We start from the raw sequence: 17,268 nt of genomic DNA on the forward strand, positions 1-17,268 counted from the left end.
TCGGGGGTGCTGGGGGTGCGGCTCTTCAGCGCCCGGCGCCCAGCGCGCCCCGCTGCGGTGCGACGCTCCCCGTCGGGACGGCGCGCTGGCGGGCCGGGGTGCCGGTCCAGCAGGTGCCGCGGCGGGCGATGAGGCGGCGCAGCCAGAGTTCGAGGGAGACCAGGTCGGCGAGGCCGTCCAGCGGCAGGGGTTCGCCGTCGGCCGCCGCGCGCAGGGCCTTGCGGACGACGCGGGCCTCGATCAGGCCGGTCTGGGCGAGGAGCGGGGTGTCGAAGAGCTGGATGAGGTGGTCGGCGGAGACGCGCAGGCCGGTGCGGGCGGCCGCGGCGGACGACGCGTGCGAGGGCGCGCCCCAGCCGGCGGGGAGTTCGCTGACGCCGGCGCCTTCGAGGACGGCGCGCAGGATGTCGGCGCGGGCGCCGGGCCGCACGCGGAGCGCCTCGGGCAGGGCGCGGGAGGCGCGGACGACCTGGTTGTCGAGGAAGGGGGCGTGCAGGCGCTGAAAGCGGACCTCGGCGGCCTGTTCGAGGACGCGCAGGTCGGCCGCGTGGCGGGCGAGCGCGGCGCGGGCCCGGAACGCGCCGGGCCGCTGCCCCGGTCCTGGCCCCGGACGCGTCACGCCGTCCTGGAGGCGAACCGATACTTCAGCGAGGGCCTCTCCCGTCAGCCAGCGCGCGGCGGGCCCCGGTCTCGCCCACGCGAGAGCCGCGAGCGATGCGCCGACCGCGCCCGCCTCGCCGCCCGGATCCTCGAAGTTCCGCTGCAACAGCCGCTCCGCAAGGCTTTCGACGCCCGCCCTGTACGGCGTGCGGGCCAGTTTGCGCGCCGCGCCGTACACGCGCGCGGGCACCAGCACGGAGCCGCCGTCCGCCTTGGCGAGCGCGGCGACCGGCTTGACCATGTGGCGCCGGCGCCGGTCCATGAGGAGGTCGGCGAGGCGGGCCGGGTGCGCGTCGAGGACCTGGCGGGCGCCGTAGCCGGTGAAGTGGTCGGCGCTGCCCGACAGGAGGCGCGCGCGGTGGCGGGCGGCGGTGATCAGGGAGGGTCCGGGCTCGTCGGTGAGCGGGCCGTCCAACTCGGCGTAGGGGAGCGCCTCTTCGCCCGCGGTGACGACGACGTGGTGCAGTCGCGGGTTCGCGGCGATGGCGCCCGCGCGCTGGAGTTCGGCCTCGCGTCCTTCGGCGCCCGCGGACAGGTCGTTGAAGGTGACGGCGAGGAGGCGCTCGCCCGCGCCCGTGCCGTGGCCGAGGACCGTGCCGGGCAGCCCGGGCAGGCCGGCCGCGAGCAGCGCGAGTGTTCCGGACGCGGGTCCTCCGGAGAGGTCGGCGCCGATGCCGGGCACGGGCATGCCGCGGGCCGCGCGCCGCTCGGCGGGGCCCATGCCGGGGACGGGCCCCGGGTCGATGTCGGCGCCGGGGACGTGCCGGGGCGCGGCGAGCCGGGCGCGTACGGCCTCGACGAGCGCGTCGCGCAGGGCGTCGACCGCGCCGGCCGGGTCGACGGAGGGCGCGGCGACGGCGAGCGACGCGACCGGTTCGTAGCCGGCGATCTCGCGGGCACCGGCGCGCAGGATCAGCGCGTGGCCCGGCGGGATGCGACGTACGCCCTGGTACGGCGTCGAGTCGTGCAGGGCCTCGGGCACGTCGGGGGCGGCGAGCAGGGCGGCGAGATGGCCGATGTCGAGGTGGGCCTCGATGAGGTCGGCGAGCGGCAGGGCGGCCGTCGCGTACGCGGTGCCGCCGGCCCAGGGCGTGTAGAACACGGGCCGTGCGCCCGCGAGATCACCGGCGACCATGAGGCGCCTGCCGACCTGGACGACGGCGGTGTAGCTGCCGGACCAGGCGGTGAGGTGGCGCAGAGCGCCCCCGCGCGCGGCGAACAGGCCGACCCGCAGCTGCTCGTCGGTGGCGCCGCAGATGCCGAGTACGGCGATACGGGTCTGCTCGTCGGCGCTGACGATCCTGACCTCGTCCGGGCGCCAGTCGCCGACCGCCCACAGCGGATCGGGGTCGCCCCACAGGAGCTGGGAGCCCACGGGGTGGACGGTCTCCCCGTCGGGTCCGGTCGAGCCCGCGGACCCGAACCGCACGGGCCCGGCGGCGGTACTGCTCCACCCCACCAACCACCGCATCGCCGCCTCCACAGGTTGTGGACAGAACCTCGTCAGAAGGAATCAGAGGAAATCACAGGAACAGAGTCCCCATGCTGCCACGAAGGAGGCGTACGGGAGAGGCGACCGGGCGGCACATGCGCCACCGAATGCGCCCCTTTTGAGCGGTAGTTGAACCCCCCGATGGCCGCTCGGGGGCATCGGTGACGCCGTACGGCACCGTCGATATTCGGCCAAATCGACTGTGGATGGCCAGACCTGTGCACACCACATCGGCCACGGCGCGCAACGCACGGTCCGGGAGGCGCCCTTCACCTCCCGGACCGGTCCGCCGCCCGCGGGGATGAAGGCGGCGGTATCCCCCAGCCCGCTGGATCCAGTACAGCGGGCCGACCCACGCACCATCATGGAAGCGCTCCCCCCCATGGCCGCAGAAGAGCGCACGCACAGGCGCACGGCCACACGGGCGGAGCACACCGTGACGGCGCCGCCCCGGGCACGTACTCCCGTACGGACAATATTCCCGCCATCCGGAACTATGCCCCTTAACGCTTGGGATCCGGCGAACTACGCTGGGTGTACGAATGCCGCGCGGTTATGCCACCGCGGCAGCCGGCTGTGTCGAGGGGTGGCGCATGTCCAGGGAGCAACGCGGGCCGAACGAGAAACTCGGCACCGTTCTCGCCCTCGCGGGAATCAGCAACGCAGGCCTGGCGCGGCGCGTCAACGACCTTGGCGCCCAACGCGGTCTGACGCTGCGCTACGACAAGACCTCGGTGGCCCGCTGGGTCTCCAAGGGCATGGTGCCGCAGGGTGCGGCGCCGCACCTCATCGCCGCCGCCATCGGCCAGAAGCTGGGCCGGCCCGTGCCGCTGCACGAGATCGGCCTGGCGGACGCGGACCCCGCGCCCGAAGTGGGCCTCGCCTTCCCGCGCGACGTGGGGGCGGCGGTGAAGTCGGCGACGGAGCTGTACCGCCTCGACCTCGCGGGCCGCCGCACGGGCGGCGGCATCTGGCAGTCGCTGGCCGGATCCTTCGCGGTGAGCGCGTACGCGACGCCCGCGTCTAGATGGCTGATAACGCCGGCCGACTCGTCGGTCGCACGCGACGCGCCCCCGCTGGAGAGCGGCGGGGACAACACGCCCCAGAAGGTCGGTCACAGCGACGTCCAGAAGCTGCGTGAGGCGGCCGAGGACGCGCGGCGCTGGGACTCCAAGTACGGGGGCGGCGACTGGCGTTCGTCGATGGTCCCCGAGTGCCTGCGGGTCGAGGCGGCCCCGCTGCTGCTCGGCGCGTACTCGGACGACGTCGGGCGCGCCCTGTTCGGGGCGAGCGCCGAACTGACGCGCCTGGCCGGGTGGATGGCGTTCGACACGGGCCAGCAGGAGGCGGCGCAGCGCTACTACATCCAGGCGCTGCGGCTCGCGCGCGCGGCGGCGGACGTGCCCCTGGGGGGCTACGTGCTGGCGTCGATGTCGCTCCAGGCGACGTACCGCGGGTTCGGCGACGAGGGGGTGGACCTGGCGCAGGCCGCCCTGGAGCGCAATCGCGGGCTCGCCACCGCCAGGACGATGAGCTTCTTCCGGCTCGTGGAGGCACGCGCACACGCGCGCGCCGGTGACGCGCACGCCGCGGGGGCCGCGCTGCGGGCCGCGGAGGGCTGGCTGGAGCGGGCGCGCGACGGGGACCTCGACCCGTCATGGCTCGGCTTCTACTCGTACGACCGCTTCGCCGCCGACGCCGCCGAGTGCTACCGCGATCTGAAGGCACCCCGCCAGGTGCGGCGCTTCACGGAGCAGGCCCTGTCGAAGCCCACGGAGGAGTTCGTGCGTTCGCACGGGTTGCGCCTCGTGGTGTCGGCGGTCGCCGAGCTGGAGTCGGGGAACCTGGACGCGGCGTGCGAGCAGGGCACGCGCGCGCTGGAGGTGGCCGGGCGGATCTCGTCGGCCCGGACCACCGAGTACGTGAAGGACCTGCTGCACCGCCTCGAGCCGTACGGGGACGAGCCGCGCGTGGTGGAGCTGCGGGAGAGGGCGAGGCCGCTCCTGATGGCCCCGGCGTAGGGCAGCGGTGTGAAGGAACCGGTGCAGCCGAACGTATACCGCCCGGGTTTGAACGCGTTGTCAGTGGCGCAGTGCAGTATCGGGGGCGGGAGGTGAGGCACGGTGATGACGAGCGGGCACGACTGCGACGTGCTGGTGATCGGCGGCGGGATCGTCGGTCTGTCGACGGCGTACGCCCTCACGCGCGCGGCACCGGGCACCCGTGTGACCGTCCTGGAGAAGGAGCACGGCCCCGCCAGACACCAGACGGGGCGTAACAGCGGGGTCATCCACAGCGGCGTGTACTACCGCCCCGGCTCGCTCAAGGCGCGCTTCGCGGTGCGGGGCGCGGCCGAGATGGTCGAGTTCTGCGCGGAGCACGGCATCGCGCACGAGGTCACCGGCAAGCTGATCGTGGCCACCGAGCGCGATGAGCTGCCCCGCCTGCACTCCCTGGTCCAGCGCGGCCGGGAGAACGGGATTCCGGTGCGGGAGCTCGGCCCCGCCCAGATCGGCGAGTACGAGCCGTATGTGCGCGGCCTCGCGGCGATCCACGTGGGCACGACGGGCGTCGCCGACTACGTGTCCGTGGCGCGGTATCTCGCCGAGGCCTCGGGCGCGGACATCCGGTACGGCGCGGAGGTGGTGCAGATCGACCGTCGCGCGGAGCGTGGCGTCGCGGTGCGCACGGCCGCCGGGGACGTCGTCCGCGGGCGCGTCCTGGTGAACTGCGCGGGGCTGCACTGCGACCGGATCGCCCGGCTCGCGGGGGACGACCCCGGCATGCGGATCGTCCCCTTCCGGGGTGAGTACTTCGAGCTGGCCCGCCCCGAGCTGGTGCGCGGCCTGGTCTATCCGGTGCCGGACCCGGCGTTCCCCTTCCTCGGGGTCCATCTCACGCGTGGCATCGACAAGGGCGTGCACGTCGGACCGAACGCGGTGCCGGCGCTGGCCCTCGAGGGCTACGACTGGTCGACGGTCAGACCGCGCGAGCTCGGCGCCACGCTGGCCTGGCCCGGCTCCTGGCGGATAGCGCGCCGGCACTGGCGGTACGGGGCCGGGGAGCTGCGGCGCTCGGTGTCCCGGGACGCTTTCACGTCGGCGGTGCGCAGGCTGCTGCCCGCGGTGACCGCGGACGACCTGGTGCCCGCGCCCGCAGGCGTCCGGGCGCAGGCGGTCCTGCGGGACGGGACCCTGGTCGACGACTTCCTGTTCCGCGAGGCCCCGCGCACGGTGCATGTGCTGAACGCGCCGTCCCCCGCGGCGACGGCCTCGCTCCCGATCGGCCGCGAGGTCGCCCGGCGGGCCCTGGCCGCGCTCGGGTCCTGAGCTCGGGCCCGGCTCGGGCCTGAAGCTCGGGCCCTGAGCTCGGACCCTGAGCTTGGGCCCCGGCCCGATCCGGCGTCTAAAATCGCCTCACTGTGTCTGAGTCACCCCGCACCCCCGAAACCCACACCCCTGAGGCCCCCGGTCCCGAAGCCTCCGGTCCCGTACGCGCCAAGGGCGAGCCGCGCTTCCCGGACGGGCCCGCGCCCGACCCCGCCGGTTCGCACTTCGAGCGGCGCATCCGCAGCTTCCAGCCCCGCCGCAGCCGCGTCACGACCGGCCAGGCGGACGCCCTCGAGCGGCTGTGGCCCCTGTGGGGCCTCGACATCGACGGTCAGCGCGTCCTCGACCTCCACGAGCTGTTCGACGGCAGGAAGCGCGTCGTCCTGGAGATCGGCTTCGGCATGGGCGAGGCGACGGCGCAGATGGCCGCCGACGACCCCGACACCGGCATCCTCGCGGTCGACGTGCACACCCCGGGCCAGGGCAACCTCCTGGGCCTCGCCGAGCGGAACAGCCTGACGAACGTACGGGTGGCGAACGGCGACGCGATCATCCTGCTCCGCGAGATGCTCCCCGCGGCCTCCCTCGACGGGCTGCGCGTCTACTTCCCCGACCCCTGGCCGAAGAAGCGCCACCACAAGCGGCGCCTGATCCAGCCGGAGTTCCTTAGCCTCGCCAAGGTCCCCCTCAAGCCGGGCGCCCTCGTGCACTGCGCGACCGACTGGGAGCCGTACGCCGAGCAGATGCTCGAAGTCCTGACCGAACATCCGGACTACGAGAACACGCAGGCCGACGGCGGATACGCGCCCCGGCCCGCGTTCCGCCCCCTCACACGCTTCGAGGGCCAGGGCCTGGACAAGGGCCATGTGGTCCACGACCTGCTCTTCCTGCGCGCGGAGCACGCTCCGCAGTCCCCGCCGGTCACCGCCGCGGACTGACACCCCGTCGCGGCCGGGCCCGTCCCTCGTTAGGGTCAACGCTGTGGCGACCTACCCCTCGTATCCGAATGCGTTTCCGCACGCGCAGCCCGGAGCAGGCGCTCCCGGGCCCGGCACGCTGCGGCATCCACGCTGGTGGGAGCGGAAGGCCGTGCACGCCTGGGCGCTCGTCTCGCTCCTCGCGCTCTCCGGCCTGGTGATCCTCGCTCTCGTGCGCGAACAGACCGGCACCGAGGGGTTCCTGGTCGGGCTCTGCCTCGCGGTCCTGCCCGTCCCGCTGCTGATAGCCGCGTTCCGCTGGCTGGACCGGGTCGCGCCCGGCCCCTGGCGGAACCTGCTGTTCTCGTTCGCCTGGGGCGCCTGCGCCGCCGCACTCATCGCGATCGTCGCCAACAGCTTCGCGACTCACTGGATCGCCACGAACTCGGCCGACCCCGCGAACGCCGACACCCTCGGCGCGACGGTCATAGCGCCCATCGTCGAGGAGTCCGCCAAGGCCTGCGCCGTCCTGCTCATCTTCCTGTTCCGCAGACGGGACTTCACCGGGATCGTCGACGGCGTCGTGATCGCCGGGGTCACCGCCACCGGTTTCGCGTTCACCGAGAACATCCTCTATCTGGGCAACGCCTTCGGCACCGACCAGCTGAACAGCGGCACCGGCATTGCCTCGGTGACCGCCGCCACCTTCTTCGTACGCATCGTCATGTCGCCGTTCGCGCACCCCCTGTTCACGGTGCTCACCGGCATCGGCTTCGGCGTCGCAGCGTGGACCGCGCCCGGCCGCGGGCCGGTGCGGCGCGTCCTGCTGCCCATCGCCGGACTGCTGCTCGCGATGGGCATGCACGCCACGTGGAACGGCTCGTCGGCGTTCGGCCGGTTCGGGTTCTTCGGGGTCTACGCGCTGTTCATGATGCCCGCGTTCGGGCTGCTGACCTGGCTCGCGATCGGGACCCGCCAGCGCGAACTGCGCACCGTGCGCTCCGAGCTGCCCGCATACGCGGCGGCCGGCTGGGTCGGCCCGGACGAGCCGTTCGCCCTCGGCTCGATGCGCGCCCGCCGCCTGGCCCGTGAGTTCGCGCAGCACCACGGCGGCAAGGAGACGGCCAAGGTCGTCGCCCAGTACCAGCAGTACGCGACGTCACTCGCGCTCCTGCGCCACCGCGGCCGGCGCGGCCGGGCCGGCACGGACTACGTCGTACGGGAACGGGAACTGCTCGACGAGCTGTGGGCGCGACGCCACGCGGCCCGCCCCGCCCTCGCCTACGCGGCCCGCGCCACCGCACGGCCCGTGTGGGTGCCGCCGATGTACGCGGGCCCGGTGTACGCGGGGCCGGTCGCCCACTTCCCCGCCCACAACGCCCACAACCCGTACCGCTACTGAGAACGCCTCCGGATCAGGCGGACGCCTCCGTGAGCTTCGAGAGCTCCGCGTCCGTCAGCTCCAGGTCGGCCACGGCCACCAGTGCCGGCAGCTGCTCCACGGTGCGGGCGGACGCGATCGGCGCTGCCACCGTCGGGCGGGACGCGAGCCAGGCGAGGGCGACCGTCGCGACCTCGGCGCCGTGCGCCTGCGCCACCTCGTCGAGGGCTTTGAGGACGCGCACACCGCGCTCGGTCTGCAGGTGCTTGCCCGCGCCCGCGGCCCGCGCGCTGTCGACCTCGGCGCCCGGCCGGTACTTGCCCGTGAGGAACCCGGCCGCCAGGGCGTAGTACGGGACGGCCGCGAGGCCGCTGCGCGAGGCGACCTCCTGGAGCCGGCCCTCGTAGGTGTCGCGCGAGACGAGGTTGTAGTGCGGCTGGAGGGCCGAGTAGCGGGCGAGGCCCTCGCGGTCGGAGAAGTCCAGGGACTCCTGGAGGCGCTCCGGGGTCAGGTTCGACGCGGCGATGGCGCGCACCTTGCCGGCCGTCACCAGCTCGTCGAGGGCCGCGATGATCTCCTCGACCGGCACGGACGGGTCGTCGAAGTGCGTGTAGTAGAGGTCGATGTAGTCGGTGCCGAGGCGGCGCAGGGACTCCTCGGCGGCGGACTTGATGGTTTTCGCGGACAGGCCCTTGAAGTCGGGGTGGGCGCCCACCTTGGTGGCGATGACGACATCGGAGCGGTTGCCGCGCGCGGCCAGCCACTTGCCGATGACGGTCTCGGACTCGCCGCCCTTGTTGCCCGGGACCCACGCCGAGTACGAGTCGGCCGTGTCGACGAAGTTGCCGCCCGCGGCGACGTACGCGTCGAGGACGGCGAAGGACTGGGTCTCGTCGGCGGTCCAGCCGAACACATTGCCGCCGAGGGAGAGCGGGAACACCTCGAGGTCTGACGAGCCAAGCTTGCGAAGAGAAGTCATGGCCTGCCAGAACACCGATATGGATCAAGATATTCCGGGCATGGCGGACCGGCGGTCCTGACGTCGGGGGGTTGCCGTCAGGACCGCCGGGGTGCGGAGGTTTACGAGCCTCAGATCGTCAGGCCGTTGGAGCGAAGCCACGGCGCGGGGTCGACCCCGGTCGCCTGGCCGCCGGGGTGAACCTCCAGGTGGAGGTGCGGCCCGGTCACGTTGCCGGTGGCGCCGACACGGCCGATGACGTCGCCGCTGGTCACCTTCTGGCCCGCGCTGACGTTGAGGGACGACTGGTGGCAGTACCAGAGCTCGGTGCCGTCCGGCAGCTCCAGGACGGTGCGGTAGCCGTACGCGCCCGCCCAGCCGGCCTCCTTGACCGTGCCGGAGTGGATCGCCTTCAGCGGCGTACCCGTCGGAGCGGCGAAGTCGAGACCCGTGTGGTAGCCGGAGGACCACATCGAGCCGGGCTGACCGAAGGTGCCGGTGATCGTGTAGGAGGCGACCGGCAGCGTGAAGCTCTTGGCGAGCTTGGCGAGGCGCTCGGCCTCGGCCTTCTTCTTCGCGGCCTCCTCCGCCGCCTTCTTGTCGGCGGCGGCCTTGGCCTTGGCGGCGTCCTGCTCCTTGCTGGCGTCCTCGGCGGCCTTCTTCGCGGCGGCCTGCTCGGCGGCCGCGGCCTCGGCGTCGGCGGCCTGGTTCTGCTGCTGCTCGGCCTGCTGCATGATGCGGGCGCGCAGGGCCTCACCGGCGGTCGTGCCCTGCTGGGCGTCCGCGGTGGTGATACCGGCGCCGGTCAGCGGGGTCGCGTTGGTGCCGGACTCGTCGGCATCTCCGGAGACATCGGATATCAGCGCGCCCACGCCGGGCAGCGACTTGGCGTCGGGCAGCGAGTCCTTGACGGCCGAGAGGTCGGGCATCGAGATGTGTACGGGAGGCTTGCCGCCCTGCGCGGTGGCGATGCCGCCCGCGCCGACGGCCGCGATCACGCCGACACCGAGAACGGTGGAGCTGCGCGCGAGACCACCGCGCTGCTTGGCCACGCGGTGCCTGCCGCGTACGGGACGGACGGACTCCTCGGTGGGGTTCCACTCGTCCCAGGTCCGCTCGTCCGTTTCGCCGAACTCTTCGTCGATCGGCGCGTAGGAGAACTCTGGGGCAGGCCGGTTTGACGCCACTGGGGCGCGCTCCTTTCCTTCCTTCTCGCCTACCGGGTTAGCTGACGGGTTCGGAGCAGGAAGGTCTCCTACCGACGCCTTCCGCAAGGAAAGGACGTCCGATTCACCCCAAGTTGGTGGTTCCCCGGCTCCCTTGCGGGATTAGGCGCGTGCGCACGGAGCCATCTCTTGTGACGGCTGGGACGACCGCGCTGCGTTATCGAACGTTAATAGACACCGGGGCCCGATTCCAAGCCGTTCCGACTGATCGTTAACGCCTTTGGCCTGGACTTATTGGGGCACGAGCGGGCGGAATCGGGCGAGTTGACCCGACGTCGGAACGGGCCATTCATCTGACGGTTTGTCAAATGTTATGCGCAGCGACGCTGTTCGACTACATAAGGTGATGACGGCACTCACCGCTGCTTCACGGCCGCTTCACGGCCGCCTCACCGCGAGCAGTGCCATGTCGTCCGTCGTGCCGCCCCCGGTGTGCCGGCGGACCTCGGCGGCGAGCGCGGCCAGCAGCGGATCGGGCCCCGAGAACATCCGCCCCGCGAGCCGGGCCGCCGGGTCGTAGAAGGTGCCCTGCGCGTCACGCGCCTCCGAGAGACCGTCGGTGTGGAGCAGCAGCGTCGCCCCGCTCGGGAACTCCGTCTCGGACGCGCGGTCGGGCCAGGTGCCGAGGTCCCCCATCCCGAGCGGCAGCGCGGGCTCCGGCGCCGACAGGACCTTGAGCGCCCCGTCGCCGCCCAGAAGCAGGGGTTCCGGGTGGCCGCGGTTGATGACGCGTACGAGACCGTTGCCGTGCGGGATCTCGGCGAGCACGGCCGTGGTGAAGCCCTCGAACTCGTCGAGGCCGTTGCGCCGCATCCCCTCCCGCGCGAGTGCCCGTTCCAGGCGCTGCGCGACCGCCTCCAGGGTCGCCTCCTGCTCGGCCGCCTCCCGGAACGCGCCGATGACGACGGCCACGGCGGACACCGCGCCCATGCCCTTCCCGCGCACGTCGCCCACGACGAGCCGCACGCCGTGCGGGGTGTCCTGCACCGCGTACAGGTCGCCCCCGATGAAGGCCCCCGCCTCGGCGGCCTCGTAGCGGGCCGCGATCTCCAGGCCGCCGATGCGCTCGGCGGGCTCGGGCAGGACGGCGCGCTGGGCCGCCTCGGCGATCTGGCGCACGGAGGTGAGCTGCTCGCTGCCGCGCCGTACGACGCGGTTGATGACACAGGCGAGGACGGCGACGGTGGCGACCGTGACGAGTTCGGTGATCGAGTCGCTGTTGTAACTGCGGGTGTATCTGAGGTGCACCCCCAGTACGACGGCGACGGTAGCGAGGCCGGTCAGGAAAGTGCCGCGGGCCGAGAAGAACGGGGCGGCGACCAGCGGGGCCGCGGTGAACAGGGGCACGCCGGTGAAGGTCGACAGGGTGACGTAGTCGTAGATCGCCCCGGCCACGATGAGGAGCGCGGGCAGCAGACGCACAAGGAACCGGGCCCGGGACAGGTCCTGGCCTCTCTCGCGTCCGCGTCCTCCTCGCTGCCCCACCACTCGTCTCCCGCCACCGTCCGCGTCGGTCCCGCGTCTGCGCACGTCATCGGGCCCCACCCCAGACTTCCCCCCGGACAGGCGGCGGGCGACCTGGTGGGACCGACCGGGTGAAAGGGGTCCCGGGCGGCGGATCACGGAACCCTGGGCAACCGATTCGCGTTCTGTCGCCGCAATGGCGTAGAGTCGTGTTTACCGACGCGGGGTGGAGCAGCTCGGTAGCTCGCTGGGCTCATAACCCAGAGGTCGCAGGTTCAAATCCTGTCCCCGCTACTGAACACCGAAGGCCCGGAACCAATGGTTCCGGGCCTTCGGTGTATCCCCCTACAGGTCGAACTCGTGCGGCGGCAGGTCGAGCATCAGGCAGGCCTCGCGGACGACGGCCTGCTCGGTCTTGTCGAAGTCGCCGTCGGCGCCGCCGATGACGATGCCGATCTGGATGACCGCGCGCGCCTCGGCGGGCTTCTTCTTCGCCTTGGCGATCTCCTGGAGGACGCTGACCTTGCCGAAGTCGAAGTCGGCGGTCAGCTTGTTCAGGTTCGCGTCGAAGCGGCTCTGGAGCTGGTCCGCCGGGAAGTTCTGCAGCACCTCGTTCGTGGAGATGAGCTGGGCCACACGGCTGCGCTCGGCCGGGTCGACGTTCCTGTCGGCCGCGGCGACCAGCGCGCACATCGCCATGCTCGCGTCACGGAAGGCGCCGCTCTTCAGGTCGTTCTTCTTCGCCATGAGCTGCGTCTGCATCGTCGACGCGGACTCCTTGAAGCGATCCCACAGGGCCATGACTCTCCTCGTTCGGCGTGTACTGATCTTCTACAGCTCTGTAGAAACTAGCGGGGAGCGGCAAAAGTTCCGCCCCTAAACTGAAGGCCTGAACCCTCTGCCGGGGAGCCTTTCCTGGTCCGATGAACGGGAGAAGACGCCGGTGCCGACACCCGAGAAGCCCTGACGGCGCCCGAAAGTGACCGACACCGCCCCGGCCCGCGTCGCCGCCCCGTCCTCAGCCCGTACGACCCTCCAGCTCCTGCGCTCCCTCGACAGCGGCCCGCGCGGCCTCACCGAGGCGGAGGCCGAGCGGCGCCTGGCCCGGCACGGCGAGAACGTCCTGCCGGGTACGCGCCCCCTGTCCTGGCCCCTGCTCGCCGCCCGCAGCCTGCGCGACCCGTTCACCGTCGTCCTGCTCTGCCTCGGCCTCGTCTCGGCGACCGTCGCGGCCTGGGGAACCGCCTGCGTGATCCTCGTCCTGGTCGCCGTCAGCTGCTGCCTGCGCTCCGCGGGCGAGCACCGCGCGGACAGCGCCATGGCGGGCCTGCGCGAGCTGGTCGCGACGACGGCGACCGTACTGCGCCGCCCCGGCGCGGACGAGACCGCCTCGCCGGCCGAACACGAGCTCCCCGTAAGCCAGTTGGTGCCCGGCGACGTGGTGCGGCTCGGCCCCGGCGACCTGATCCCCGCCGACGTACGCCTTCTACGGGCACAGGGCCTGACCGTGCAACAGGCGGCGTTCACGGGGGAGTCCGTGCCGGCCGACAAGCGTCCCGTGGACCTGCCCGCGGACGGCGAGTCGGCGCATCTGTGCTTCCAGGGCGGCAGCGTGGCCTCCGGGAGCGCGAGCGCCGTGGTGCTCGCGACGGGCGCCGACACCCGCTTCGCCGCCGCCCACCGCACGGTCGGCGCAGGGCGCGGGGCGAGCGCGTTCGACCGCTCGGTGCACGGCATCTCCTGGACCCTGATCCGCTTCATGCTGCTGACGCCGCCGCTGGTCCTGATGGCCGGCGCCGCGCTGCGCGGCCGGGGCCTGGAGACCCTGCCGTTCGCCGTGGCGGTGGCCGTCGGGCTCACCCCGGAGATGCTGCCGGTCATCGTCACGACGGCGCTCGCCCGCGGCTCCGCGCTGCTCGCCCGCACCCACGGCGTCATCGTCAAACGACTCCCCGCGCTGCACGACATCGGCGCCGTCGACATCCTCTGCGTCGACAAGACGGGCACCCTGACCCAGGACCGCCCGGCCGTCGACCCGGCCCGCACCGACCCCGACGCCCTGCACTGGGCTGCCGTCTCCGCCTGGTGGACGCTCCAGCTCGCCGACCTGCCGACCGCGGACGCGCTCGACGAGGCGGTCATCACGCAGGCTCTCGCACAAGACCCGGCCTTCACCGAGGCGTACGACGGCATCACCGCCCTGCCCTTCGACCCCGTACGCCGCCTCGCCACCGCCGTCGTCCGGCGGCCCGGCACACTCGGCACCGTCACGCTCGCCGTCAAAGGCTCCGTGGAGAACGTCCTGGAGCGGTGCGCCCTCGACGACGCCGAGCGCGCGAGCCTGCTCGCCCGGGCCGCGGAAATGTCCGGCGACGGGCTGCGGCTCCTCGCGGTGGCGACCGCCGAACGCCCCGCCCGGCACCGCCCGGGGATCCTCCCGCGCCCTCCAGGCAGTGAGGGAAGCACCGCCGACGAACGCGGCCTGACCTTCACCGGCTTCGTCGCCTTCACCGACGCCCTCGTGCCGACCGCCGCGCAGGCCCTGCGCGACCTGGGCGAGCGCGGCGTCACGGTCAAGGTCATCACCGGCGACCACCCCGGCACCGCGGCCCGCGCCCTGCGCGATCTGGGCCTCGCCCCCGGCGACATACACACCGCGGACGCCCTCGACGCGCTCACGGACGAGGAACTGACCCGCCTCGCCCGCCGCACCACCGTCTTCGCCCGCTGCACCCCCGCCCACAAGGCGCGCATCGTCACCGCCCTGCGCGCCGGCGGGGAGACGACCGTCGGCTTCCTGGGCGACGGCGTGAACGACCTTCCCGCGCTGCGCGCCGCCGACGTCGGGATCTGCCCGCGCGACGCGGTCGCGGCGGCGCGCGACGCGGCGGACATCGTGCTCGCGCAGCCCGCGGACCGGCCGGGCAAGGACCTCACCGCGATCGGCCACGCGATCACCGCGGGCCGTCACAGCAGCGGCAACATCGCCACGTACCTGCGCGTCACGCTCTCCTCGAACCTCGGCAACGTGATCGCGATGCTCTCGGCGGGCCTCCTGCTGCCGTTCCTGCCGATGCTCCCGGCGCAGGTGCTCGCGCAGAACCTGTGCTTCGACGCGGCCCAGCTGTCCTTCGCCTTCGACCGCCCGGCGGCCGCCGCCCTGCGCCGCCCCACGACGCTGCGCCCGCGCGACTTCCTGCGCTTCATCACCGGGTTCGGCGTCCTCAACGCCGCCGCCGACCTCGCGACCTTCGGCGTCCTCGCGCTCGCCCTGCACTCCACGGCGGGCCCGGCCGACGAGGCGGCGTTCCACTCGGGCTGGTTCACCGAGAACCTCCTGACGCAGGCTCTGGTGATGCTGCTCCTGCGCACAGGCCGCGCCCCTCGCACCCCGGGCCCGGTCCGCTGGGCGGTCGCGGCCCTGGCCGTCGTCGGCGTCGTGCTGCCACTGACCCCCGCCGCCCACCCGCTCGGCATGACTCCCCTGCCACCCGTGTACTACGCGCTCCTCGCGGCGGTCCTCGCCCTGTACGCGGTCGCGCTGACGGCGGTGAAGAGGCGGTACGTACGGCAGGCGTGAGGGGCAACGGAGTTCGGCGGGAACAGCGCAGCGGCCCGGCCGACCGAAGCCGTCCGGGCCGCTGTTCACGCGGTAGACCCTGTGGGACTCGAACCCACAACCAATGGATTAAAAGTCCACTGCTCTGCCAATTGAGCTAAGGGTCCACACGCCGGCCCTCGCCGACGCATCCCCGAGCATAGCCCGCCGGGACCGGGAGGCCGATCGGGTATCGGCCTCCACGGCCTGTCGGAGGTCACACGGGCGGCCGGGAGGGGCGCCCACCGCTCACGGATCGACCGGTTCCGGCGCTCCCACGCGCCCCGCCTCACGCGCGACGGTCCGCGCGTGCACCGGGTTGAGGAACCAGTGCCGGGCCGACACAAGCCACCACACGCCGGCGAACCCGAGGACCACAAGGACCGCGATCGGGGCGTAGTTGAACGTCTCCCACGTGACCGGCGAGACCTGCGGCAGCATGAAGAGGACCGTGATGACGGCGACCCACACCACGGCCACGATCCCGATCGGCCGCGACCACCTGCCCAGGTGCCAGGGCCCGCGCTCGAAGGCGTCACCCTTGCGCAGCCGCAGCAGGGTCGGCACGACGTACGCGATGTAGAGGCCGATGACGGCGATCGAGGTCACGGCCGCGTACGCCGTGACGTTGATGAGGTACGGCAGTCCGAGCACGAGGGCGCCGAGCGCGGCCAGCCACACCGCGGCCACGGGGGTGCGGGTGCGCGGGCTGACGGTGTGCCAGACGTGCGAGTACGGCAGCGCGCCGTCACGCGAAAAGGCGTAGATCATACGGCTGTTGGCGGTGACGGAGGCCATGCCGCAGAAGAGCTGCGCGCCGATGACGACGAGCAGCAGCAGCTTCCCGGCCGTCGCCCCGAGCGCGTCGAGCAGGATCTGCGCGGGCGGCGCACCCGTGGCCGAGCCGAGGGCACCCTGGTACGACTGGATGGCGAAGGTGAAGCCGAGCAGCAGCACGAACCCGGCGATCCAGGACGTCCAGATGGAGCGCACGATGCCCTTCGGCCCCGCGGTGGACGCGTCGTGGGTCTCCTCGGTCATGTGCGCGGAGGCGTCGTAGCCCGTGAACGTGTACTGGGCCATCAGCAGTCCGATCAGGACGACGTAGAACCCGCTGCCCCAGCCGGTGTTGTTGACGAACTTCGTGAAGACGAAGGACGCGGACCGGTGGCTGTCCGGCGCGAAGGCGAGCGCGCCGACGATGACGGCGACGCCGACGACGTGCCACCAGACGCTGACGCTGTTGAGCAGCCCGACGATGCGCACGCCGAAGGTGTTGAGGAGTCCGTGCAGCACGAGGATCGCCGCGAACAGCAGGATCGTCCGACCCGGCGTCACCTCGAAGTCGAACTGGAGGTTCAGATACGCACCGAGGAAGGACGCGGCGCCGAAGTCGATGCCGGCGGTCACCGCGACCTGTCCGAGGACGTTGAACCAGCCCGTGAACCACGCCCACGCGGCGGCCGTCCGCGCGGGTGCGAGCCGGTGCGCCCAGAAGTAGAGGCCGGCGGAGGTCGGGTACGCCGAGCAGATCTCCGCCATCGCGAGCCCGACGAACAGCGTCATCAGCCCGACCCCGACCCACCCCCAGGTGATCAGGGCGGGGCCGCCGGTGTTCATCCCGAACAGATACATCGTCAGGCACCCGGAGAGCACCGAGATGATCGTGAAGGAGACGGCGTAGTTGGAGAACGCCGACATCCTGCGGGCGAGGACCTGCGTGTAGCCGAGCTGGGCGAGACGTTCCTCGTCGGTCGAAGGCGGCGGTTGCTGCGCCGCTGGGTCACTTGTCATGCCCCCAGCGATTCCCGTGCCGGGGGCGGGGCATGCGCGGGCCTTGGCCAAATAATGCCCGCGGGTGAACGCCGGTACGGGGGCGGAAAAGAAGGAAGGGCCCGGGAGACATGATCGTCTCCCGGGCCCTTCTCAGCTCAAGCCGTCAGGCTGTTCAGCCTTACGACCGTCAGCCGTTGCGCTTCCAGCGCGGCTTCTCGTCGCGGCGGAACGAGGAACCGCCGGTCGAGCCGGAGCCCGCACCGCGGTGGTCGTCACGGCGGCCGGACGGACGGTCGTGGCCGCCCGAGCGGAAACCGCCGCCCGTGGCGGGACGGTCGTCACGACGGTCACGGTTGAACGGACGGTCGCTGCCGCGGTGGCCGCCGGAGGGGCGGTCATCGCGACGGAAGCCGCCGCCCGAGGGGCGCTCGTCACGACGGTCGCGGTTGAAGCCGCCACCGGAGGGA

General features: G+C 72.6%; 11 protein-coding genes, 2 tRNA genes, 1 pseudogene and 1 riboswitch. Of the genes and pseudogenes, 6 read left to right on the forward strand and 8 right to left on the reverse strand.

What is annotated here, in order from left to right; genetic code table 11:
• Nucleotides 1-25 precede the first annotated feature (25 nt).
• Nucleotides 26-2,131 (reverse strand): asparagine synthase-related protein, encoded by a 2,106-nt coding sequence (locus tag ACWFR4_RS12020; RefSeq protein WP_453464463.1) that lies wholly within the window; start codon nt 2,129-2,131, stop codon nt 26-28.
• 614 nt (nt 2,132-2,745) lie between these two features.
• Between ACWFR4_RS12020 and ACWFR4_RS12025 the strand changes: the two genes are divergently transcribed.
• The 4 genes from ACWFR4_RS12025 (at nt 2,746) to ACWFR4_RS12040 (ending at nt 7,800) form a co-directional block, all read left to right on the forward strand.
• Nucleotides 2,746-4,173: an MFS transporter gene (locus tag ACWFR4_RS12025; RefSeq protein ID WP_453464466.1), complete on the forward strand. Its 1,428-nt coding sequence runs from the start codon at nt 2,746-2,748 to the stop codon at nt 4,171-4,173.
• Nucleotides 4,174-4,278: 105 nt separating this feature from the next.
• On the forward strand, nt 4,279-5,481 hold the full coding sequence (gene lhgO, locus ACWFR4_RS12030; RefSeq protein ID WP_453652193.1) for an L-2-hydroxyglutarate oxidase: 1,203 nt from the start codon (nt 4,279-4,281) through the stop codon (nt 5,479-5,481).
• Between the two features lie 92 nt (nt 5,482-5,573).
• Nucleotides 5,574-6,419, forward strand: coding sequence for a tRNA (guanosine(46)-N7)-methyltransferase TrmB (gene trmB / locus ACWFR4_RS12035; protein WP_453652195.1), 846 nt, complete (start codon nt 5,574-5,576; stop codon nt 6,417-6,419).
• Nucleotides 6,420-6,462: 43 nt separating this feature from the next.
• A complete protein-coding gene (locus ACWFR4_RS12040) occupies nt 6,463-7,800 on the forward strand; it encodes a PrsW family intramembrane metalloprotease (RefSeq protein ID WP_453464474.1) in 1,338 nt (445 codons plus the stop codon).
• A 13-nt stretch (nt 7,801-7,813) separates the two neighbouring features.
• Here ACWFR4_RS12040 and ACWFR4_RS12045 read toward each other — a convergent pair whose 3' ends face one another.
• From ACWFR4_RS12045 to ACWFR4_RS12055, 3 genes are all read right to left on the reverse strand, one after another.
• Entirely contained in the window at nt 7,814-8,758 is a 945-nt protein-coding gene (locus ACWFR4_RS12045) for an aldo/keto reductase (RefSeq protein ID WP_453464477.1), read from the reverse strand.
• A gap of 110 nt (nt 8,759-8,868) precedes the next feature.
• Nucleotides 8,869-9,924: a M23 family metallopeptidase gene (locus ACWFR4_RS12050; RefSeq protein WP_453652197.1), complete on the reverse strand. Its 1,056-nt coding sequence runs from the start codon at nt 9,922-9,924 to the stop codon at nt 8,869-8,871.
• A gap of 11 nt (nt 9,925-9,935) precedes the next feature.
• A riboswitch (cyclic di-AMP (ydaO/yuaA leader) is annotated at nt 9,936-10,082 on the reverse strand.
• Between the two features lie 259 nt (nt 10,083-10,341).
• Nucleotides 10,342-11,448 (reverse strand): PP2C family protein-serine/threonine phosphatase, encoded by a 1,107-nt coding sequence (locus tag ACWFR4_RS12055; protein ID WP_453464483.1) that lies wholly within the window; start codon nt 11,446-11,448, stop codon nt 10,342-10,344.
• Nucleotides 11,449-11,647: 199 nt separating this feature from the next.
• On the opposite strand from ACWFR4_RS12055, the gene ACWFR4_RS12060 reads away from it, so the two are divergent.
• Nucleotides 11,648-11,721, forward strand: a tRNA-Met gene (locus ACWFR4_RS12060).
• Between the two features lie 51 nt (nt 11,722-11,772).
• Here ACWFR4_RS12060 and ACWFR4_RS12065 read toward each other — a convergent pair.
• Nucleotides 11,773-12,228 (reverse strand): tellurite resistance TerB family protein, encoded by a 456-nt coding sequence (locus ACWFR4_RS12065; RefSeq protein WP_116512218.1) that lies wholly within the window; start codon nt 12,226-12,228, stop codon nt 11,773-11,775.
• Nucleotides 12,229-12,406: 178 nt separating this feature from the next.
• Between ACWFR4_RS12065 and mgtA the strand changes: the two genes are divergently transcribed.
• Entirely contained in the window at nt 12,407-15,007 is a 2,601-nt protein-coding gene (mgtA, locus tag ACWFR4_RS12070) for a magnesium-translocating P-type ATPase (RefSeq protein WP_453652199.1), read from the forward strand.
• Nucleotides 15,008-15,080: 73 nt separating this feature from the next.
• Here mgtA and ACWFR4_RS12075 read toward each other — a convergent pair.
• From ACWFR4_RS12075 to ACWFR4_RS12085, 3 genes and pseudogenes are all read right to left on the reverse strand, one after another.
• Nucleotides 15,081-15,153, reverse strand: a tRNA-Lys gene (locus ACWFR4_RS12075).
• Between the two features lie 121 nt (nt 15,154-15,274).
• Complete coding sequence (locus ACWFR4_RS12080; protein ID WP_453652201.1) at nt 15,275-16,819, reverse strand: amino acid permease; 1,545 nt, start codon at nt 16,817-16,819, stop codon at nt 15,275-15,277.
• A gap of 169 nt (nt 16,820-16,988) precedes the next feature.
• Nucleotides 16,989-17,268, reverse strand: a pseudogene (locus tag ACWFR4_RS12085) (DEAD/DEAH box helicase); the annotation flags it as partial.

The sequence above is a fragment of the Streptomyces sp. NPDC055140 genome, from assembly GCF_053607285.1.